Origin of the sequence: Streptomyces sp. NPDC088730, from assembly GCF_044751215.1 — a bacterium.
Lineage (GTDB): Bacteria > Actinomycetota > Actinomycetes > Streptomycetales > Streptomycetaceae > Streptomyces.
Window position 1 is genome coordinate 216,829 of sequence record NZ_JBIVLK010000007.1, and the last position, 19,259, is coordinate 236,087.

The 19,259-nt window shown below is 72.3% G+C and carries 19 protein-coding genes; 5 read left to right on the forward strand and 14 right to left on the reverse strand.

The annotated features are described in order from the left end of the window. Window positions 1-101: 101 nt before the first annotated feature. The 3 genes from ACIP89_RS22440 to ACIP89_RS22450 form a co-directional block, all read right to left on the reverse strand. Window positions 102-1,280, reverse strand: a complete 1,179-nt coding sequence (locus ACIP89_RS22440) for an acyl-CoA dehydrogenase family protein (protein WP_401928305.1) — start codon at window positions 1,278-1,280, stop codon at window positions 102-104. A 105-nt stretch (window positions 1,281-1,385) separates the two neighbouring features. After that, window positions 1,386-2,543, reverse strand: a complete 1,158-nt coding sequence (locus tag ACIP89_RS22445) for a methyltransferase (protein ID WP_401928303.1) — start codon at window positions 2,541-2,543, stop codon at window positions 1,386-1,388. Between the two features lie 92 nt (window positions 2,544-2,635). Next, on the reverse strand, window positions 2,636-2,860 hold the full coding sequence (locus ACIP89_RS22450; protein WP_401929153.1) for a hypothetical protein: 225 nt from the start codon (window positions 2,858-2,860) through the stop codon (window positions 2,636-2,638). A gap of 252 nt (window positions 2,861-3,112) precedes the next feature. On the opposite strand from ACIP89_RS22450, the gene ACIP89_RS22455 reads away from it, so the two are divergent. Beyond that, window positions 3,113-3,940 (forward strand): endonuclease I family protein, encoded by an 828-nt coding sequence (locus ACIP89_RS22455; protein ID WP_401928298.1) that lies wholly within the window; start codon window positions 3,113-3,115, stop codon window positions 3,938-3,940. Window positions 3,941-3,961: 21 nt separating this feature from the next. Here ACIP89_RS22455 and glsA read toward each other — a convergent pair whose 3' ends face one another. Both glsA and ACIP89_RS22465 read right to left on the reverse strand, forming a co-directional pair. Continuing rightward, window positions 3,962-5,296 (reverse strand): glutaminase A, encoded by a 1,335-nt coding sequence (gene glsA, locus ACIP89_RS22460; protein WP_401928296.1) that lies wholly within the window; start codon window positions 5,294-5,296, stop codon window positions 3,962-3,964. Window positions 5,297-5,306: 10 nt separating this feature from the next. Beyond that, window positions 5,307-5,873, reverse strand: a complete 567-nt coding sequence (locus ACIP89_RS22465) for a hypothetical protein (RefSeq protein WP_402116351.1) — start codon at window positions 5,871-5,873, stop codon at window positions 5,307-5,309. A 192-nt stretch (window positions 5,874-6,065) separates the two neighbouring features. Here ACIP89_RS22465 and ACIP89_RS22470 point away from each other — a divergent pair, with 192 nt between their 5' ends. Next, entirely contained in the window at window positions 6,066-7,181 is a 1,116-nt protein-coding gene (locus ACIP89_RS22470; RefSeq protein WP_402116352.1) for a chemotaxis protein, read from the forward strand. A 71-nt stretch (window positions 7,182-7,252) separates the two neighbouring features. Here the strand turns inward: ACIP89_RS22470 and ACIP89_RS22475 are convergent, their stop codons facing one another. The 7 genes from ACIP89_RS22475 to ACIP89_RS22505 form a co-directional block, all read right to left on the reverse strand. After that, window positions 7,253-9,640, reverse strand: a complete 2,388-nt coding sequence (locus ACIP89_RS22475; RefSeq protein ID WP_401929161.1) for a phosphoketolase — start codon at window positions 9,638-9,640, stop codon at window positions 7,253-7,255. An 84-nt stretch (window positions 9,641-9,724) separates the two neighbouring features. Continuing rightward, window positions 9,725-11,137, reverse strand: a complete 1,413-nt coding sequence (locus ACIP89_RS22480; protein ID WP_401929163.1) for an NADP-dependent succinic semialdehyde dehydrogenase — start codon at window positions 11,135-11,137, stop codon at window positions 9,725-9,727. A gap of 168 nt (window positions 11,138-11,305) precedes the next feature. Next, window positions 11,306-11,836 (reverse strand): ATP-binding protein, encoded by a 531-nt coding sequence (locus ACIP89_RS22485; protein ID WP_401928286.1) that lies wholly within the window; start codon window positions 11,834-11,836, stop codon window positions 11,306-11,308. 198 nt (window positions 11,837-12,034) lie between these two features. After that, a complete protein-coding gene (locus tag ACIP89_RS22490) occupies window positions 12,035-14,134 on the reverse strand; it encodes a xanthine dehydrogenase family protein molybdopterin-binding subunit (protein ID WP_402116354.1) in 2,100 nt (699 codons plus the stop codon). A gap of 19 nt (window positions 14,135-14,153) precedes the next feature. Further along, window positions 14,154-15,140, reverse strand: coding sequence for an FAD binding domain-containing protein (locus ACIP89_RS22495; RefSeq protein ID WP_402116356.1), 987 nt, complete (start codon window positions 15,138-15,140; stop codon window positions 14,154-14,156). Beyond that, window positions 15,137-15,703 carry a 2Fe-2S iron-sulfur cluster-binding protein gene (locus ACIP89_RS22500; protein ID WP_402116357.1) on the reverse strand — a complete coding sequence of 189 codons (567 nt, stop codon included), beginning with the start codon at window positions 15,701-15,703 and terminating at the stop codon, window positions 15,137-15,139. Before ACIP89_RS22500 ends, ACIP89_RS22495 begins: the two co-directional genes overlap by 4 nt. 91 nt (window positions 15,704-15,794) lie before the next feature. Further along, window positions 15,795-16,205 (reverse strand): hypothetical protein, encoded by a 411-nt coding sequence (locus tag ACIP89_RS22505; RefSeq protein ID WP_401928276.1) that lies wholly within the window; start codon window positions 16,203-16,205, stop codon window positions 15,795-15,797. A 199-nt stretch (window positions 16,206-16,404) separates the two neighbouring features. Here ACIP89_RS22505 and ACIP89_RS22510 point away from each other — a divergent pair, with 199 nt between their 5' ends. The 3 genes from ACIP89_RS22510 (at window position 16,405) to ACIP89_RS22520 (ending at window position 18,231) form a co-directional block, all read left to right on the forward strand. Next, window positions 16,405-16,737: a DUF6479 family protein gene (locus tag ACIP89_RS22510; protein ID WP_401928274.1), complete on the forward strand. Its 333-nt coding sequence runs from the start codon at window positions 16,405-16,407 to the stop codon at window positions 16,735-16,737. Between the two features lie 127 nt (window positions 16,738-16,864). Continuing rightward, a complete protein-coding gene (locus tag ACIP89_RS22515; protein ID WP_401928272.1) occupies window positions 16,865-17,686 on the forward strand; it encodes a VOC family protein in 822 nt (273 codons plus the stop codon). Between the two features lie 155 nt (window positions 17,687-17,841). Then, complete coding sequence (locus tag ACIP89_RS22520) at window positions 17,842-18,231, forward strand: VOC family protein (RefSeq protein ID WP_402116359.1); 390 nt, start codon at window positions 17,842-17,844, stop codon at window positions 18,229-18,231. Window positions 18,232-18,300: 69 nt separating this feature from the next. On the opposite strand, the gene ACIP89_RS22525 is transcribed toward ACIP89_RS22520, so the two are convergent. Beyond that, window positions 18,301-18,792: a GNAT family N-acetyltransferase gene (locus ACIP89_RS22525; RefSeq protein ID WP_401928267.1), complete on the reverse strand. Its 492-nt coding sequence runs from the start codon at window positions 18,790-18,792 to the stop codon at window positions 18,301-18,303. Between the two features lie 57 nt (window positions 18,793-18,849). Continuing rightward, window positions 18,850-19,254, reverse strand: coding sequence for a DUF1992 domain-containing protein (locus ACIP89_RS22530; RefSeq protein ID WP_402116360.1), 405 nt, complete (start codon window positions 19,252-19,254; stop codon window positions 18,850-18,852). Window positions 19,255-19,259: the final 5 nt, after the last annotated feature.

The following is a 19,259-nucleotide window of genomic DNA, read 5'->3' on the forward strand; positions in this document are numbered from 1 at the left end:
CCCGCCCCTGACCCCGGTGGTCGGCCCAGCAGGATTCCGGAGCCGGCCGCCGGGCGTCGCGAACGGTTCTCCTGCCGTCCGGGACTCCCCGTCCCACCCGCTCAGCGCCGTACGCGCGGCATCCCGAGACCGATCCACGAGATGATCTCCCGCTGGATCTCGTTGTTGCCCCCGCCGAAGGTGAAGATCACGGCGGAACGGTATCCGCGTTCGAGTTCGCCGTGCAGGACCGCGCCGGCCGAGCCCTCCTTGAGCGGGCCGGCCGAGCCGACGACCTCCATGAGCCAGGCATAGGCGTCACGGCGCGCCTCCGAGCCGTAGACCTTGACGGCGGAGGCGTCCTGCGGGGTGAGGGTGTTGTGCTGGACGGCTGACACCATCTGCCAGTTGAGCAGCTTCATGGCGTCGAGGCGGGTGTGGGTGCGGGCGAGGCGGGCGCGGACCCAGCCGAGGTCGATGACGCGGCGGCCGTCGGCCAGCCGGGTGTCGGCGGCCCAGCGGCGGACGTTGTGCAGGGCGCGGATGGCCATGGTGCCGTGGGCGGCGAGGGTGACACGCTCGTGGTTGAGCTGGTTGGTGATGAGGCGCCAGCCCTTGTTCTCCTCACCGACGCGGCGGGAGACGGGGACGCGGATGTTCTCGTAGTAGCTCGCGGTGGTGTCGTGCGAGGCGAGGGTGTTGATCAGGGTGCAGGAGTAGCCGGGGTCGGACGTCGGGACCAGGAGCATGGTGATGCCCTTGTGCGGCGGCGCTTCCGGGTCGGTGCGGGCGGCGAGCCAGACCCAGTCGGCGGTGTCGCCGTTGGTCGTCCAGATCTTCTGCCCGTTGACGACGTACGTGTCGCCCTCGCGCACCGCCCGGGTCTTCAGGGCCGCGAGGTCGGTGCCCGCGTCGGGTTCGCTGTAGCCGATCGCGAAGTCGAGCTCCCCGGCCAGCACCTTGGGCAGGAAGTAGGCCTTCTGCTCGTCGGTGCCGAACTGCATGATCGTGGGGCCGACGGTGTTGAGCGCCATCAGCGGCAGCGGGACACCGGCCTGCGCCGCTTCGTCGAAGAAGATGAACTGCTCCATCGGCGACAGGCCGCGTCCGCCGTACTCGGCGGGCCAGCCGACGCCGAGCCAGCCGTCGGCCCCCAGACGTCGGATGGTGTCCCGGTAGAAGCGCTTCTGCTCCGCGGGGTCGGCGTAACGCGCGTAGGCGTTGTCGGGGACCAGGGCGGCGAAGTACGCGCGCAGTTCGGCGCGCAACTGCTGCTGCTCAGGCGTGTATTCGAGGTGCACGGCCCCTCCAGGAGTCTCGCGTTCGCGTCGCCCGTGTGCGGCGGCGCACACAGTAGAACGTGTTGCAAGAATCCGGAAGGGGCACGGCGCCCCGGCGGCCGGGGGTCAGCGTTTGACGGCGCGCAGCACCACGAATTTGGGGTCGCCCGCCACCGTGGTGCAGTTGCCGAACGTGCGGCGCAGCTGGGTGTGGTAGCCGAGGTGCCGGTTGCCCACGACCCACAGCTCGCCGCCCTGGCGAAGCGCGGCACGCGCGCCGTGGAACATGTTCCGGGCGGTGGCGTCCGTGGTGGCCTGGTGCGAGTGGAACGGCGGGTTGTTGAGGATCAGGTCGACGCTCGCGGGGGCGGCGCCGGCCAGCCCGTCCCCGACCACGAAGCGGGCCTCCGTACCGGGGTCGGCGTTGGCCCGGAAGGTCTCCTCCGCCGAGGCGACCGCCTGGTACGACTCGTCGATGAACGTGATCCCGGCCTCGGGGTTGGTGAGTGCGGCGGACAGCCCGAGGACGCCGTTTCCGCAGCCGAGGTCGACGACCCGGTCCGGGCCGCTGCGCACCGGCAGGTGCTTCAGGAAGAAGCGGGTGCCGATGTCGAGCCGCTCCGCGCAGAAGATGCCGGCGTGGTTGGTGACGGTCCGCCCCGAGACGGCCCCGACGTCGTCGGGCAGCTCGTAGCGGTGGGGCCACGGGCTGCTCGCGCGGACCGGGGCCTGGTCCGGTGTGCAGTGGATGAGCCGGGCCTTCTTGACCGCGAGGGAGGTGCGGGTGGGGCCGATGATGCGCTCGAACAGCTTGAGGGTGGAGGTGTGGATCTCCTTCACCATCCCGGTGCCGATGACGACGGTCCCCGGGTGGACGGCGGGCGCGAGCCGGTACAGCTGGTCCTCCAGGAGCGCGAGGCTCTTGGGCACCCGTACGAGCAGGACGTCGACGCGTTCCGGCGGGGTGTCGCGGGCGGACAGCAGCCGTACGGCGTCCGCGCCGGCCCCGTTGCGTTCCAGGTTCGCCGCTGTCGCCCGCTGCGCGAGGTAGGAGTCAGTGATCTGCACCGGCCGGTGGCCGGCCAGTACCGTGCTCAGCGCACCCCAGCGGTCACCGACCACGACGACACTGCCGGACAGGTCGACCGGACCCGCCCCGTCGATCCCCTCCAGGTGCCGCAGCAGGTACTCGTCGGCCGCGTCCCAGGCCCGGAAGGGGTCGCGGGGGTCCTCGGGGAATCGGGCGAGGTCGTAACCGGCCCCTGACGTCGTCAAACGGTTCATAGAGCGTTCAGGCTAACCGAGCGGGGGTAGACACCCGAACACTTCCGGCCGCCACGAGGGCACGCGATCGCCACCGCGCCGCCCGGCCGCGGCTACGGCAACTGCTTGTCGATCGCCGACCGGCCCTCCCTGGACAGCCTGCGCCGCGCCCACTCAAGGGTCTGCGGAGTCAGGTCCCGCCCGGAGGCGAGCACCAGGTCCTCCGGCGACGGATCATCGCTCGCGCCGGTGTGCAGGAGGCTGTCGGGGGTCACGCCCCGCAGCGCGGAAGGGTCCGCCCGCGGCGGTACGGATACGGATTCGGGCTGGTCGCTCATGCCGCCTCCTCGTCCTTGCGGCAATTCTCGCCCCGCGCCGACGGCGGCGCATCCGATGCCCGGCCGCGGTGTCCGACGGGCCCGGCACCGGCCCTCACTTGACCTGCACATGATAGGTACGCAGCGTTCACACCCGGGTCACGGTGCGTGTGGAAGGCTCCCGCTGACCACCCATCACACGACCACCGCGGCAGCCGCCCCCCACCCCGCTCCGGCGCCGCGGTGCCCGTATTTCCGGAGAGGACACCCCACATGTCCCGTCGTCACCTTTCCTCCTGCCGGCGCCCGCTGCTGGCCACCCTCGCCGCCTTCGCGGTGCTCACCGGCACCGCGGCCGCCGCACCGGCCGGTACCCCGCCGGCCCCGGTGACCGCCGGCACCCCGCTCGGCGCGCTGGACGACACCTACTACCAGGACGCGCTCGGCAAGACCGGCACCGCGCTCAAGGGCGCCCTGCACACGATCATCAGCGACCAGTCCAAGCTCACCTACAGCCAGGTCTGGGACGCGCTCAAGGACACCGACGAGGACCCGTCCAACTCCTCGAACGTCATCCTCCTCTACTCCGGAATCTCCGAGCCCAAGAGCGACAACGGAGGCGGCACCGGCCAGTGGAACCGCGAGCACGTCTGGGCCAAGTCCCACGGCGACTTCGGTACGGCCACCGGCCCCGGCACCGATATCCACCATCTGCGCCCGGAGGACGTGTCGGTCAACTCCGTCCGCGGCAACAAGGACTTCGACAACGGCGGCAGCGAGGTGAGCGGGGCGCCCGGCAACTACACCGACAGCGACTCCTTCGAACCGCGCGACGCCGTCAAGGGCGACGTCGCCCGCATGATCCTCTACATGGCCGTGCGGTACGAGGGTGACGACTCCTTCGCCGACCTGGAACCCAACGACCAGGTGTCGAACGGCTCCGCACCGAACATCGGCAAGCTCTCCGTCCTGAAGGCCTGGAGCCAGGAGGACCCGCCGGACACCTTCGAGAAGCGGCGCAACGACGTCATATTCGACCAGTACCAGCACAACCGGAATCCGTTCGTCGACCACCCCGAATGGGTGGACGCCATCTGGTAGGCCGCCGGGGCGGGCCGGATCTCAGCCGGTCCGCCCGGTCGCGCACCACTCCACGGCGTCCTCGCGGGAGACGAAGTACCGGGGAGCCCCGGCGGCGGCGCCCTGTCCCGCGAGACGGCCCGCCGGGTCCGCCACGGCTGCGCGCCGGCCGCCGGCCGTGAGCCGGGCCAGTCCGCCGATCAGCATCGCCCGCGCCGCCGGGTCGATGTCCGTCACCCGGCGCAGGTCCAGCACCACGGCCGCCGTGTCCCGCGGGCCCGACTCGTCGAGGGCGAACAGCACCCGCTCGGCCGCGGTGAAGTCCAGCGCGCCCTGGGCCGCGACGACCGCCACCCGCTCGCGGCGGGCGCGTTCCCGCTCCCCCGCCGGCGCGGAGGGCAGATCGTCGGCCGTGGTGACCAGGGTGACGGTGGAGCCCGCCAGGGCCGGGTTGTGCATGAGGTGCAGCCCGAACCGCTCGGACAGCGCGCCGAACGCCAGTTGTCCCCGTACGGAGGTCCCGGCCGGGTCCAGGAGCGGGCTGTACGCCGCGAGTCCGAACCGGGCCGGTCCGGCGGCGATCAGACCGCCGGACACCCCGCTCTTGGCCGGCAGCCCCACCCGGAGCAGCCAGTCGCCAGAGGCGTTGTACATCCCGCAGGTCGCCATCACGGCCAGGACGTGCGCGGCGACGGGCTCCGGCACCACCGCGTCCCCGGTGACCGGATGGACTCCCCCGTTGGCCAGGGTCGCCGCCATCGCGGCCAGGTCCAGCGCCGTGACCCGTACCGCGCACTGGCGGAAGTACGTCTCCACGGCTGCCACCGGGTCGACGGGCAGCGGCCCCGCGCTGCGGATCAGATACGCCAGGGCGCGGTTGCGGTCGCCGGTGAGCGCCTCGGAGGCGTACACCTGCTCGTCGACGTCCAGCGGCCGGCCGGCGAAGCGGCTCAGGAAGTCGAGGATCCGGTCGAACCTCGGAGCGTCCCGGGTGTCCGGGACCAGCGCGGTGGTGACGATGGCGCCGGCGTTGACCATGGCGTTGGCGGGACGTCCGGTGCCCGGTTCCAGACTGATGGCGTTGAACGCCTCGCCGCTGGGCTCCGCGCCGACCCAGCGGCCGACCTCGTCGAGCCCCAGCGCGGACAGGGCCAGGGCGTAGACGAACGGTTTCGAGACGGACTGTGCGGTGAACGGCACCTCGACGTCACCGGTGCTGTAGCGGTGGCCGTCCATGCTGATCAGGGCCAGCCCGAACGCGTCGGGGTCGGCCAGCGCCAGCTGCGGAATGTAGTCGGCGAGCCTTCCGTCGCGCAGACCGCCGAAGCGGGTGCGCAGTTCGCGCAGGGCGTCCGTGACCGCGTCCGCGGCGTTCACCGGCCGGCCGTCAGCCGCGCTCGGCCTGCGCGATCCGCGGGAACGTCTTGACGCCCGCGGCCTCGCGGCTGTTGGCGTGCTGACTGACGGTGCGGCCGGGCGGGGCGTCCGCGAAGCCGAGCACCACCGAGTCCAGGACCTTGCCGGAGGAGTCGGCGAAGTCCACCTCGACCGCGTAGAAGGCGGCCTTGTCGGTCGGGTTGGTCACCCGGACGAGGGCGCTGCGGAACTGCTCGGAGGGCTTGACCGCGAGGCCGGTGACGGAGACGTCCTTGACCGCGTCGCCCCTGCCCTTCACACCTTTGAGCGTGGTGACGGCCTTCTGCCGGTTGCGCTCCGCCTCCGCGGACACCGAGGCGGCGAACTCCTGCTGGGTGCGCCGGCTCTCCGTGGCCCGCGGGGACGCCGTCGGTTCCGCCGACACCGTGCGGGTGCTCTTGGCGGTCCCCTGCGAAGAGGTGCCGGAGCTGTCGCAGGCGGCGGCGCCGGCGGTGATCAGCGCGGCCAGCAGGGCGGGGGTCAGGCTGCGGGCCGCACGGCGGCCGATGGCGCGCCGCACGGGTCTGGGCTGGTTCACGGACGCTCCGTCTGCTCGGAAGTACGAAGGAAGGACCGGCTCTCGCTCCAGCCGTCCAGGGTGCGCGTGGGTCGCGTATGCCTCCTGGAGTCGGAAGCACCAATTCGCTCATATTAGGATCAAAAGGTATGAATTGACTCGTTGAATCACCCGCTCAGCGCCGCAGTACGCCAAGTCCCCGGGAGGGAACAGATGGACACCGACGCCCTGACCGCCGGCCTCCTGCAGGAGCTCCGGGCCGCCAAGCCCTATCCCGCCCTCTCCCTGACCATGCCGACCCACCGGCGCGCGCCCGACAACGCGCAGGACGCCGTCCGGCTGCGGAACCTGGTCGCCGACGCCGGAAGCCGGCTCGACGCCGATCCCCGGGTCGGCCGCGAGACCAGGACCGCCGTCAGACAGCAGCTCGACCGGGCGGTCGCGGAGATCGACCCGCGCCGGGCCCTGGACTCCCTGGTGGTCCTCGCGACGGCGGACGAGTACCAGATCTGGCAGCTCCCCCGCACCGCGCCCGAACGCGTGGTGCTGAGCGACACCTACCTCACCCGCAACCTGGTCGCCGCCAAGGCGCAGGCGCGGCCGTTCTGGGCGCTCACCGTCTCCGCCGACCACGCGGCCCTGTTCAGCGGCACGGCGGACGCGGCGCACGAGGAACGGATCGGCGGCTTCCCGCTGACGGCTCCGCACGAGCCGCCCAACCCGCAGCGCGAGGAGCGGATCGGCGACACCCCGAGCACCTTCAGCGACGAGGACACCCGCCAGTTCCTGCGGACGGTGGACGAGAAGCTGCGCGGGGTCCTGGCCACGGATCCGCGCCCGCTTTACCTGGTCGGCCTCGCCCCAGCGCTGGCGATGCTGGACGAGGTCGGTGAGAGCACCGGGGCGACGGCCGGGCGGGTGACCAAGGGCGCTCCCGCCGACACCACGCCCAGCGGCCTGCTCACCGAGCTGCGTCCCGCGCTGGAGGCCCGGCAGAAGCGGTTCGCCGCCGAGATCGACGGCAAGCTGGACGAGGCGCGCGGCCGTCACGCCTTCGCCGGCGGTCTCGACGAGGTGTGGGCCGCCGTGCGGGAGGCGCGCGCCGGCCTGGTGGCGGTGGAGGAGCACTACCAGCAAACGGTCCGGGTCGCCCAGGAGCACCTTGAGCCGGTGAGCGCGGACGCCCTGGACCCGGCGGACGGGACGGTCCGTGAGGACATCGTCGACGAGCTGGTCGAGACGGCGCTGGACAGCGGCGCGGAGGTGGTGTTCGTGGCGGACGACTCGCTCAGGGAGCACGGGCGGATCGCGGCGGCGCTGCGCTACTGAACAGGGCCCCGCCACTCGGCGAAGGGCCCGGACGGCACGGCCGTCCGGGCCCTTCCTCGCGTGCGGCGGCCTCAGCCCTCCCAGGTCCAGTCCGCGACCTCGGGCAGGTCCGTGCCGTGCTCACGGATCCAGGCGTGGTGACGGGTGCGCGTGTCGGACATCGCCTGGCGCACCGCCACGGCGCGGACACCGAGGCCCGGCACCCGGTCGATGACGTCCATGACCAGCCGGTAGCGGTCGAGGTCGTTGCGGACCACCATGTCGAACGGCGTGGTGGTCGTGCCCTCCTCCTTGTAGCCGCGCACGTGCAGCTGTGCGTGGCCGGTGCGGCGGTAGGCCAGTCGGTGGATCAGCCAGGGATAGCCGTGGTAGGCGAAGATCACCGGCTTGTCGCGGGTGAAGAGCGCGTCGTACTCGGAGTCGGGCATCCCGTGCGGATGCTCGTCGTGCGGCATGAGCCGGGCCATGTCGACGACGTTCACCACCCGCACCGCCAGCTCGGGCAGGTGGCGCCGGAGCAGGGCGGCCGCCGCCAGGACCTCCAGGGTGGGGACGTCCCCGGCGCAGGCGAGCACCACGTCGGGTTCGCGGCTGCCGTCTTCCGTACCCGCCCACTCCCAGGTCCCGGCGCCGCGCGCGCAGTGCGCACGGGCCTGGTCGAGGGTGAGCCAGTCGAAGCTGGGCTGCTTTCCGGCCACGATCACGTTGACGTAGTCACGGCTGCGCAGCGCGTGGTCGGCCACGGACAGCAGCGTGTTGGCGTCCGGGGGCAGGTAGACGCGGACGACCTCGGGGCTCTTGTTGAGGATGTGGTCCACGAAGCCCGGGTCCTGGTGGGAGAAGCCGTTGTGGTCCTGCCGCCAGACGTGCGAGGTGAGGAGGTAGTTGAGGGAGGCGATGGGGCGGCGCCACGGCAGCCGGCGCGAGGTCCGCAGCCATTTGATGTGCTGGTTGACCATCGAGTCGACGATGTGCGCGAACGCCTCGTAGCAGGAGAACAGTCCGTGCCGGCCGGTGAGCAGATAGCCCTCCAGCCAGCCCTGGCACAGGTGCTCGGAGAGGACCTCCATGACGCGGCCGTCGCGGGCCAGGTTCTCGTCGGTGGGCAGCGTCCCGGCCTGCCAGGCCTTTCCGGTGGCCCCGTAGAGGTCGTCGAGCCGGTTCGAGGCAGTCTCGTCGGGGCCCACGACCCGGAAGTCCCTGCGGTCCGCGGTGGCCGCCATCACGGCCTCCAGCAGCCCGCCCAGGACCCGGGTCGGCTCATGCAGGACGGTGCCCGGCCGGTCCACCCCGACCGCGTACCCGTCGAGCGGTGGAACGGGCAGGTCGCGCAGGAGCATCCCGCCGTTGGCGTACGGGGTGGAGCCGAGCCGGGCCGCGCCCGCGGGCACACCGGCGAGGACCTGCTCGGAGGGGCGGCCTTCGGCGTCGAAGAGCTCCTCCGGCCGGTAGGAGCGCAGCCACTCCTCCAGCTGACGCAGGTGGGCCGGGTTGTCCCGGACCCCGGGCAGCGGGACCTGGTGGGCGCGCCAGGTGCCTTCGACGGGCAGCCCGTCGACCTCGGCGGGGCCGGTCCAGCCCTTCGGGGTGCGCAGCACGATCATGGGCCAGCGCGGGCGGTCGGTGTCGCCGCCGGTCCGGGCGGCCCGCTGGAGCTCCCCGATGCGGTCGACGGCCCGGTCCATCGCGGCGGCCATCGCCCGGTGCACGGTGAGCGGGTCGTCGCCCGAGACGAACAGCGGTTCGTGACCGTAGCCGCGCAGCAGGGCGTCGAGCTCCTCCTCGGGGAGGCGCGCGAGCACCGTCGGGTTGGCGATCTTGTAGCCGTTGAGGTGGAGGACCGGCAGGACGGCCCCGTCGTGGACCGGATCGAGGAACTTGTTGGCGTGCCAGGACCCGGCGAGCGGTCCGGTCTCCGCCTCCCCGTCACCGATGACGCAGGTGACGAGCAGCTCCGGGTGGTCGAGGGCGGCGCCGTAGGCGTGGGCGAGGGAGTAGCCGAGCTCGCCGCCCTCGTGGATGGAGCCGGGGGTCTCGGGTGCGACGTGGCTGGGCACACCGCCGGGGAAGGAGAACTGCTTGAACAGCAGGCCCATGCCCGCCGCGTCCCTGCTGACGTCGGGGTACGTCTCCGAGTAGCTGCCCTCCAGCCAGGAGTTGGCGAGGACCGCGGGGCCTCCGTGGCCGGGGCCCCACACGCACAGCGCGGGGATGCCGCGGGCGGCGATGATCCGGTTGAGGTGTGTGTACACGAGGTTGAGCCCCGGTGAGGTGCCCCAGTGGCCGAGCAGTCTCGGCTTGATGTGCTCGGGGGCCAGCGGCCGGGTGAGCAGCGGGTTGGCCATCAGGTAGATCTGGCCGACGGCCAGGTAGTTGGCCGCCCGCCAGTGGGCGTCGAGCGCGGAGATCTCTTCGTCGGACGGGCCGGACGTCGGTGAGGCCGGTGGGGCGTCGCTCATGGTCACCTTCTCAGCGGGCGGAAAAGCAGGCAGGACAACGGGCGGAACAGCGGGCGGGAGCGGGCACGCGCGCCGGGGACGCGTTCACTGCGGCTCGGAGCCGTACCAGACGGTGGTGGCGTTGCAGAACTCGCGGATGCCGTGCCCGGCGAGCTCACGCCCGTAGCCCGAGCGCTTGACGCCGCCGAACGGCAGCGCGGGGTGCGAGGCCGTCATCCCGTTGAAGAAGACGCCGCCCGCCTCCAGGTCGCGGACGCAGCGCCGGCTCTCCTCCGCGTCACGGGTCCACACGTTGGAGCTGAGCCCGAACGGGGTGTCGTTGGCGAGCTCCACCGCCTCGTCCAGGCTGTCGACCCGGTAGAGCGTGGCGACGGGACCGAAGGTCTCCTCGCGGTGGATCCGCATGGCGGGCGTGATGCCGGTCAGGACGGTGGGGGCGTAGAACCAGCCGTTCTCCAGGCCGCCGGCCAGCCCCTCGGGCCGGCCGCCGCCGCACAGGGCGACGGCGCCCCGCCGTACGGCGTCGTCGACGAGTTCCTCCAGGTCGGTGCGGCCCTGCTCGCTGGAGAGCGGGCCGACGTCGGTGGACTCCTCCAGCGGGTCACCGACGGTCAGGTCGCGCATGCCCACGGTGAAGCGTTCGGCGAACTCCTCGTACACCTCGGTGTGCACGATGAACCGCTTGGCCGCGATGCAGGACTGGCCGTTGTTCTGGACCCGGGCGGTGACGGCGGTACGGGCGGCCCGCGCGACGTCGGCGGAGGGCAGGACGAGGTAGGGGTCGCTGCCGCCCAGCTCCAGGACGGTGTGCTTGACCTCGTCGCCCGCGACGGCCGCCACCGCGCGGCCGGCCGGTTCGCTGCCGGTCAGGGTGGCCGCGGCCACCCGCCGGTCGCGCAGGATCGCCTCGATCGCGGAGGAGCCCACCAGCAGGGTCTGGAAGCAGCCTTCGGGGAATCCGGCCCGACGGAACAGATCGCCCAGGTAGAGCGCGGTCTGCGGCACGTTCGAGGCGTGCTTCAGCAGCCCGGTGTTGCCCGCCATGAGAGCGGGGGCCGCGAACCGTACGACCTGCCAGAGCGGGAAGTTCCACGGCATCACGGCGAGCACGGTGCCCAGCGGACGGTAATGGACGTAGGCGCGGGAGGCACCGGAATCCTCGACGTCGGCGGGCGCGGGGTGCTCGTCCGCGAGGAGCTCCCGCGCGTGGGTGGCGTACCAGCGCATGGCCTTCGCGCACTTCGCGGCCTCCGCGCGGGCCGCCTTGACCGGCTTGCCCATCTCCAGGGTCATGGTGCGGGCGATGTCCTGCTGGTCCTCGTCCAGGAGATCGGCGGCCCGGTTCAGCAGCCGGGAGCGCTCACCGAAGCCGGTGGTGCGGTACTCCCGGAAGGCGGCGTCCGCAGCGGCGAGCCGCCGCTCGATCTCGTCCGCTCCTAGGGCGTCGAACGTCCTCAGGGTCTCGCCGTTCGCGGGGTTGACCGTCGCGATGGGCATGACTGTGGCCTCCTTGCCTCGGTACTCCGACCGTGCCGTGCCGCGCCCGGTGACGCAACGCGGGCCCGGCACACACGTACCCGTCCGGCGGGGATCATGCGTGCGGTACGCACACGATCCGCGCCGGACGGGAGGACTGCGGGGTGGCCGTGCTCCGTGCCGCGCGCCTCAGACGAGGGCGGGGGCGTGGGCCGGCTCGGCGGCGTCGCTCCCGGCGGGGGCCGCCGCCGCGGCCGCGGGGAACTCCGTGACCACCGCGGGCGGGCGGCGGAACTCGCGGACGTCGGGCAGCGGCGGGAGCGGCACCAGCTCGATGTGCTGCGGCTCCTGCGCGTACCGGGTGAACCAGACGACCTTGCCCTCGGCGGTCCGGCAGGTGCCCCAGCTGTCGCTGAGGGCCATCACCCGGCTGAGCCCGCCGCCCTCGTGGAGCAGCCGGGGCATTTCGGCACCACTGTCAGCGACGGAGACCGTGAGGTGCCGTCCGGACCAGCGGAGTTCGAGGACACAGGTGTTGTCGTCACCGACGTGCCGCTGGACGTTGGTCAGCAGCTCCTCCACAGCACGGCACACGGGCCGTACGTGGAGTTCGAGACTCCAGTGGCGCAGATGCGCGGCGACGATCCGCCGCAGCTGGGACACGCGCTCTGCCGAAACCTGGAGTTCGACCAGATAGTGCCGGTCGAGTGGAACGGTCATCGTCGAGGCTCCTCACATCGAGGCCCACATGCTTCACCCCGTTGAACCAACGACCCCCGAATGCAAAGAGTGAGCAGATGTCACTTCTGGGTCACTCCTTAGGGTGACCCGGTAGAGCCGGTTGCGCAACACATCCGGCCGCACACCCCCGGTGACCAGCGCATTTGCCTCTGCGGGGACCCAGGGGCACCACCGCCCTCAGGGCAGGTGCGGCAGCAGCCTGTCCGGGGTGAGCGGGAGGGTGCGGAGCCGGACACCGGTGGCGTGCCGGACGGCGTTGCCGATCGCCGCCGCCGTGCCGACGATGCCGATCTCACCGATGCCCTTGCTGCCCATCGGGTTGAGGTGCGGGTCCTTCTCGTCGATCCAGTGCGCCTCGATGCCGACCGCGTCCGCGCAGGCCGGCACGTGGTAGGAGGCGAGATCGCTCTCGGTGAAGTCCCCGAAGACCGGGTCCATGGTGCTGGACTCGGTCAGCGCCATCCCGAGCCCCATGGTCATCCCGCCGATGAACTGGGAGCGCGCGGTACGGGAGTTGAGGATGCGTCCGGCGGCGAAGACCCCGAGCATCCGGCGCACCCGGACCTCGCCGGTCCTGCTGTCGACGGCGACCTCGGCGAAGTGCGCCCCGAAGGCGTGCCGGGCGTACGGGGACTCGGCCGCCGTCTCGCTCCCGGTGTCGGCGGTGACCGTCACTCCCTCGCCGGGCAGCGCTCCGGTGCGCTCACCGAGCCGGCGTGCGAGGCCGGTCGCCGCCTTGTGCACCGACCAGCCCCAGGAACCGGTGCCGGAGGAGCCGCCGGCCAGCGGGGCGTCCGGCAGATCGCTGTTGCCGATGTCGACGCTCACGTTCTCGACCGGGGTCTCCAGCGCGCTCGCGGCGATCTGGGCGAGGACGGTGCGGGCGCCGGTACCGATGTCGGTGGCGTTGACCGCGATGCGGTACGAGCCGTCGGCTGCCGCGTGGGCCGAGGCGTGGGAGGCGCTCAGGTAGACGGGGTACGTGGCCGAGGCGACGCCCGTACCGAGCAGCAGCGCCCCTTCCCGGCGGATCGCGGCGCGGGGATCGCGGCCGTGCCAGCCGAAGCGCTCCGCACCCTCCCGCAGACACGCGGCCAGACCTCGGCTGCTGAAGGGTTTCCCCGAGTCGGGCTCTTCGGGCGGGTCGTTGCGCAGCCGCAGTTCGACCGGGTCGATGCCGAGCTCCACGGCGAGTTCGTCCAGGGCCGATTCGAGCGCGAACATGCCGGGGGCCTCGCCCGGTGCGCGCATCCACGAAGGGCTCGGGACGTCGAGGGCGGTGACCCGGTGGACGGTGCGGCTGTGCGCGGAGCCGTACATCACCCGGGCCGGTACGGCTGCCTGCTCCACGAACTCCTTGACGGTGGAGGTGTGGGTGACGACCTCGTGGGCGACCGAGGTGAGGGTGCCGTCGGCCTCCGCACCGAGCCGGACGCGCTGGAGGGTGGGCGCGCGGTGACCGACGACCGCGGCCATGTGGCGCCGGGGCATGGCGAGTTCGACGGGGTGACCGGTGTGCAGCGCGGCCATGGCGGCGAGCACGGCCTGGGGGCGCGGAGTGCCCTTGGAGCCGAAGCCGCCGCCCACGTGCTCCGAGACGACGGTGACCTGGTCCGGCCGCAGCCCGAACACCGTGGCGAGACTGTCGCGCACCTTGGTGGCGCCCTGACCGGAGTCGTACACGGTGAGATGCCCCTCCGGCGACCAGTGGGCGGTCGTGGCGTGCGGCTCCATGGGGTGGTTGTGCAGGGCGCCGAGCGTGTACGTGGCGTCGATCCGTACCGGCGCGGCGGCGAACGCCTGGTCGAAGTCGCCGCGTTCGCGTACGGCCGGGTAGCCGCCGTTGGCGGTCTCCGGGGTGTACAGGCCGGGGTGATCCGCAGTCAGTACGACGTCGTGCGGGGCGCTCTCGTAGGTGATGTCCAGCGCCCCGGCACCCGCCCGCGCGCTTTCCAGGGTGTCCGCCACGACGAGGGCGATCTGCCATCCCCGGTGCGGCACACGGCCGTTCTGCAGGACGGCGAGGATCGGATCGTCCGGTTCCCGGGTCCGCGGCGCGTTCTCATGGGTGAGGACGGCGCGGACTCCGGGGAGTGCCATCGCGTCCGCGGTGCCGATCGCGGTGACGCGGCCGCGCGGGACGGTGGCGGGCACCGGCCAGGCGTACAGGCAGCCGGGCAGGTTGCGTTCGGCGGAGTAGCGCGCGGCGCCGGTCACCTTGTCGCGGCCCTCGCGGCGGACGACGGGTGCGCCCAGGGGCTGGCGGGTGTGGCTCATGGTGGGAGTCCTCGGCTCTTCAGGGGCGGGCGGCGAGTTCGGCCAGCGCGTCGACGGCCAGCCGGCGGGCCAGGGTGACCTTGAACGCGTTGTCGCGCAGCGGGCGGGCCGCGGCGAGTCCGGCGTCCACCGCGGATTCGTAGGTCGCGTCGGTGGCGGGTGCGCCGCGGAGGACCTCCTCGGCCTCGCGAGCCCGCCAGGGGCGGTGTGCGAGGCCTCCGAAGGCGAGGGCCGCGTGTTCGGTCCGGCCGTCGCGGACGCGCAGGACGACGGCGACGGAGGCCAGGGCGAAGGCGAAGGAGGCGCGGTCGCGGACCTTGCGGTAGAGGGAGACCGTGCCGTCGGGCAGCGGCGGCAGGAGGACTTCGGTGATGAGTTCGCCCGGCCGGATCACGGTGTCGGTGGCCGGGTCGTCCCCGGGCAGCCGGTGGAAGGCGGTGGCGGATACGGTCCGTTCGCCGCCCGGTCCGTGCAGCACGACCGTCGCGTCGAGGGCGGCCAGGGCGACCGCCATGTCCGAGGGGTGGGTGGCGACGCACGCGGTGGAGTGGCCGAGGACGGCGAGGTCGCGGTGGGCTCCCTCGCGGGCCGGGCAGCCGCTGCCGGGCTCGCGTTTGTTGCAGGGCTTGGAGGTGTCCTGGAAGTACGGGCAGCGGGTGCGCTGGAGGAGGTTGCCGCCGGTGGTGGCGGTGTTGCGCAGCTGCCCGGAGGCGCCGGCCAGCAACGCCTGCGAGAGGGCGGGATAGCGGGTGCGTACCGCGGGATGTGCGGCCAGGTCGCTGTTGCGTACCGTCCCGCCGATGCGCAGCGCGCCGTCGGCGGATTCCGTGACCCGGTCGAGCGGGAGCCGGCTGACATCGATGAGCAGGCCGGGGGTCTCGACGCCCAGCTTCATCAGGTCGACGAGGTTGGTGCCGCCGCCCAGGAAGCGGGCGCCGGGATTGGCCGCGCTCTCCCGGACCGCCTCGGCGACGGATCCGGCGCGCAGATAGCCGAAGGGTTTCACGGTGCCACGTCCCCGATCGCCTCGACGATGTGCGGATACGCGCCGCACCGGCACAGGTTGCCGCTCATCCGTTCGCGGATCTCGGCAGCGTCCAGGTGGGCCGGAGCGGTGACGGGCGCGTCGTGCCCGGTCGCGTGGGAGGGGAAGCCCTCGGCCGCCTCGTCCAGCACTCCGACGGCCGAACAGATCTGGCCGGGCGTGCAGTAGCCGCACTGGAGCGCGTCACGGTCCAGGAAGGCCTCCTGGAGGGGGTGCAGCCGGTCACCGTCGGCCAGTCCCTCGATCGTGGTGACGCGGGCGCCGTCGTACGCGACGGCCAGGAGCAGGCAGCTGTTCGCCCGCCGGCCGTCCACCAGGACGGTGCAGGCGCCGCACTGGCCGTGGTCGCAGCCCTTCTTCGCGCCGGTCAGGCCCAGGTGGTGACGGAGCGCGTCCAGGACGGTGGTGCGGTGGTCGAGCGTCAGGGTCCGCTCTGTTCCGTTGACGTTCAGGGTCAGTGCGGAGCGGCCGGCGGTCGCCCGCGAGCCCCCTGCGCCGCCTTCCCGCCGGATGGTGGGATCCACGTGCCGCAGCCTTTCACTCGGGGTCGGTCTTGGGTGTCCTGCCGAACGGCGGCGCTTCGGCCCGTTTCGGCTCATGCCGCCTCACGCCACTTCACGGCGTCGCGGAGCCGGACTGCTTGTTCGCCAGCCTCAGCCGCACTTCCTCCTCCTGGTCGCCGGAGACGGTGCCCACGACCCGGACCGCGAAGGCTCCCGCCAGGCTGTGCCTGAGCCGTTCGACCGCCCAGTAGCCGCCCTGGACGTCGACCGTGACGCTCGCGCCGAGCTGTACGGTCCCGGACACGACGCGCTCCTCGGTGACGTCGACGGTCGCGGCCCAGACGGTGGGCCGCTTTCCCGTGACGTCCTGTGGCACGTCGGCCGAGGCCCGGTCGGTGACGAACGCGGCCCGCAGCACGTCGAAGACCGTGCCGGCGTCGTCCTTCGCGCACCCGCTGAGGACGACCGACACCTCTCCGCCCTGCTGGTTCTCCGCCGCCTGTACTTCCCCTGTGCTGTTCACCGCGGTTCCTTCCTGAGGGTGTGTCTCCAGGCTCTCCCCGCGGCCGGGTGTCTGCGAGGCGAGCGGAGCCCGCCGTCGCGGGATGGCCGATGCGGAGCGACTTGTACCGATCGAAACGCTTTTCGCTTTTATATCCACTTAAAACATGAATTCGACCTCCGTGCCGAATGACAGCCCGGTCCGGGGGTATCCCGCATGCATGGACGTATCGAATGGAGCCCTGAATTCTCTGGCCCTCACCCTCGCGGACGGGCGGGGAGCGACCGGGGTGGTGATGGCCGTCGTAGGCGTGGTCCTGGTGGCCATGCTGATCGGTGCCGTGTGGCTGGGCAGGCGGCGGCAGGCCCAGGGACCACCCCCGCCCCGGCCGGAGGAGCAGCCGGTGGCGCCGGACCACCGCACCCACGTCGAGGAGTCCGACGTCCACGGCGACGACCGCTTCCCGGCCGACGGCCACGGGCTCTCGCCGTACGAGCTCGGTGAGCACCAGGACGGGACCGTCCGCCGGGAGAACGACGAGCAGCGCGACTGAGGCGGGAGCAAGGGCGACCGGTCCGGTCCGGCGCGTGTTGCGGGAGCGGGCGGCCGCGGTGAGGCTGGTGAGGACCCGCAGGCCATCGGCACATATCTGCCGCACACCCGATGAAGGCAGTAGGACCATGACCGCAAGCAGCTCTGGCACGGCACCCGCTCCCCTGACCGGTCCCGCGGCACCGTGCTGGGTCAACCTCATGACCCGGGACCTGGAGTCGGCCCAGGAGTTCTACGGCCCGGTGATGGGCTGGACCTTCCGGCCGGGCAAGCTCGGCCAGGAGTTCTCGGTGGCCCGCCGCGGGGACGTGCCCGTCGCCGGGATCGGCGCGGTGGCGACCACGTTCCGCGTCGCGGTGGCGTGGACGCCCTACTTCGCCGTCGGGGACGCCGATGTGGCCGCTTCCCGGATCCGTGAGCGCAGCGGCACGGTGGCGGTGGGGCCGCTGGCCCTGGGCAAGGGGCGCGGCGCGCTGGCCGCCGACCGCGAGGGGGCGGGGTTCGGCATCTGGGAGCGGACGGAGCCCGCGACCTCGCCGCCCGCGCCGGACGGCCATTCGCACGCCTGGCTGCGGCTGCACACCAGGAGCGCCTTCGACGCCGCGATCTTCTACGGCGAGGTGCTGGACTGGGCGAGCGGGCAGCCCGGCTCCTGCGAGGTGTCCTATGCGAAGGACGAGGTGATCGTCACGTGCGGCGGGCGTCAGCTGGCCCGGATCAGCTCGGGCGCGGTCGAGGCGGCCCCCGATCCACTGGTCCGTCCGCACTGGCAGGTCAACTTTCCGGTCCCGGACGTGGCCGCCGCCGTCGCGGCGGCGCGGGAGCACGGCGGTTCGCTCGTCGAGGAGCTGTCGCGGCCCGACGCCCGGGAGGCGACGCTGCTCGACCCGGACGGCGGACTCTTCACCCTCACGGACGTCCACAACCCCGCCACGACCGCCCTGGCGTGACGGACCTGGCCTGATCACAGCTCCCGGACGTCACCGGGAGGGCTCGACGATCCGGGGAGGGCGCGCCTAGGATCCCCGGTACGGCATCGCGCGTCGGTCACCGGCCGGGTGAGGCGTGGAGGTGCCCGTGAGATGCCCGTTGGAGGCATTCCACAGTGTCAGTCGAGTTGAATCACACCATCGTTCACGCCCGGGACAACCGGGAATCCGCAGAGTTCCTGGCCGGCATCCTGGGGCTGGAGACCGGCCGGGAGTGGGGCCCGTTCATCCCGCTCAGCACGGCCAACGGAGTCACTCTGGACTTCGCGACCATCCCCGCCGAATCCATCACTCCCCAGCATTACGCCTTCCTCGTGTCGGAGGCGGAGTTCGATACCGCGTATGCCCGCATCCGCGAGCTCGGGGCCCCGTACTTCGCCGATCCGCACGGCAGGCAGCCGGGCGAGATCAACCACAACGACGGTGGCCGGGGCGTCTACTTCACCGATCCCTCCGGGCACGGGATGGAGATCATCACCCGTCCGTACGGGGGCTACGAGTCCTGACGGCCGGGCACCGCTCCGGGGCCCGGCCGGATCCGCCGTACGCGGGTCCGGCCGGGCCCTTCGCCGTCCTCAGGTGACCGGGAGCAGCAGTTCGGGCCGGTCCCACATCACGGCGGGCGGAGCGGCTCGCTCGGTGCCGGTGCGCAGGGCGCCCAAGCTCCGGTAGAAACCCTCGGCCGGCGGGTGCGAGACGATGCGGACGCCGGTGAGGCCGGCCTGCCGCGCCTCGTCCAGCAGGTGGCCGGCGAGCAGTCGGCCGATGCCGCCGCCCTGTACGTCGTCGGCGACGAACATGAGGTCGAGCTCGGGCGGATCCAGGACGAGGGAGTAGAAGCCGAGCAGCCGTCCGGTGGCCTCCTCGACGGCCGCGAAGACCCTGTGCGCCTCGATGTAGTCGGGGCCCACCCGGTATCCGGCGACCATCGGGGCGTACGGCCCCTCGTAGGCCCGCGAAGCCTGGACCAGTCGGGTCAGCCGCCTCGCGTCCCGGGCGACCGCCCGCCTGATCCGTACGCCTTCGCCCGGCGCCGGGCGCCCCGACTGCGTAACACTTGATCTCATGCGCCGAGTATTACGCACTCGGAGCGCGGGACCGTCGGTGGTCCACCTGCCACCGGCTCAGGCGGAGTCGCGCGCCGCGCGCCACTCCCCGGCCAGGGCCTCGACGTCGAACGGCTTGAGGTTCAGGAGGGGTCCCGGCGGCGGCCGTCTGACGGTCTCGGCGATCTTCTCGTTCACCTCGGTCAGCATCCGCCGCACCTCGGCCTCCGTCCGGACTCCGGGCAGAGCCGCGAGGACGTCCTCCGCCTCCTTGCGCAGAGCCAGTGTCGGCGGCAGCACCGATACGCCCTCGCGCTGCATCTTCGCCTTGATCCACCACGTCTCGTCGTACGGGCGGTCGAGACCGTCGAGCGGTTTGCCGAATCCCGGCAGCTGGGAGAAGTCACCGCGCTGTTCGGATTCGCGGATCTGCTTGTCGACCCAGGACTCGAAGCTGATGCCCGCCGGTTTGCGTTCGGTCACCGTGA

What these genes read in the sequence shown, in the direction of transcription:
- ACIP89_RS22445 (WP_401928303.1), bottom strand. Translation starts at nt 2,543, where the DNA reads ATGAACCGTTTGACGACGTCAGGGGCCGGTTACGACCTCGCCCGATTC.
- ACIP89_RS22450 (WP_401929153.1), bottom strand. Translation starts at nt 2,860, where the DNA reads ATGAGCGACCAGCCCGAATCCGTATCCGTACCGCCGCGGGCGGACCCT.
- ACIP89_RS22455 (WP_401928298.1), top strand. Translation starts at nt 3,113, where the DNA reads ATGTCCCGTCGTCACCTTTCCTCCTGCCGGCGCCCGCTGCTGGCCACC.
- ACIP89_RS22470 (WP_402116352.1), top strand. Translation starts at nt 6,066, where the DNA reads ATGGACACCGACGCCCTGACCGCCGGCCTCCTGCAGGAGCTCCGGGCC.
- ACIP89_RS22475 (WP_401929161.1), bottom strand. Translation starts at nt 9,640, where the DNA reads ATGAGCGACGCCCCACCGGCCTCACCGACGTCCGGCCCGTCCGACGAA.
- ACIP89_RS22480 (WP_401929163.1), bottom strand. Translation starts at nt 11,137, where the DNA reads ATGCCCATCGCGACGGTCAACCCCGCGAACGGCGAGACCCTGAGGACG.
- ACIP89_RS22485 (WP_401928286.1), bottom strand. Translation starts at nt 11,836, where the DNA reads ATGACCGTTCCACTCGACCGGCACTATCTGGTCGAACTCCAGGTTTCG.
- ACIP89_RS22490 (WP_402116354.1), bottom strand. Translation starts at nt 14,134, where the DNA reads ATGAGCCACACCCGCCAGCCCCTGGGCGCACCCGTCGTCCGCCGCGAG.
- ACIP89_RS22510 (WP_401928274.1), top strand. Translation starts at nt 16,405, where the DNA reads ATGGACGTATCGAATGGAGCCCTGAATTCTCTGGCCCTCACCCTCGCG.
- ACIP89_RS22515 (WP_401928272.1), top strand. Translation starts at nt 16,865, where the DNA reads ATGACCGCAAGCAGCTCTGGCACGGCACCCGCTCCCCTGACCGGTCCC.
- ACIP89_RS22525 (WP_401928267.1), bottom strand. Translation starts at nt 18,792, where the DNA reads ATGAGATCAAGTGTTACGCAGTCGGGGCGCCCGGCGCCGGGCGAAGGC.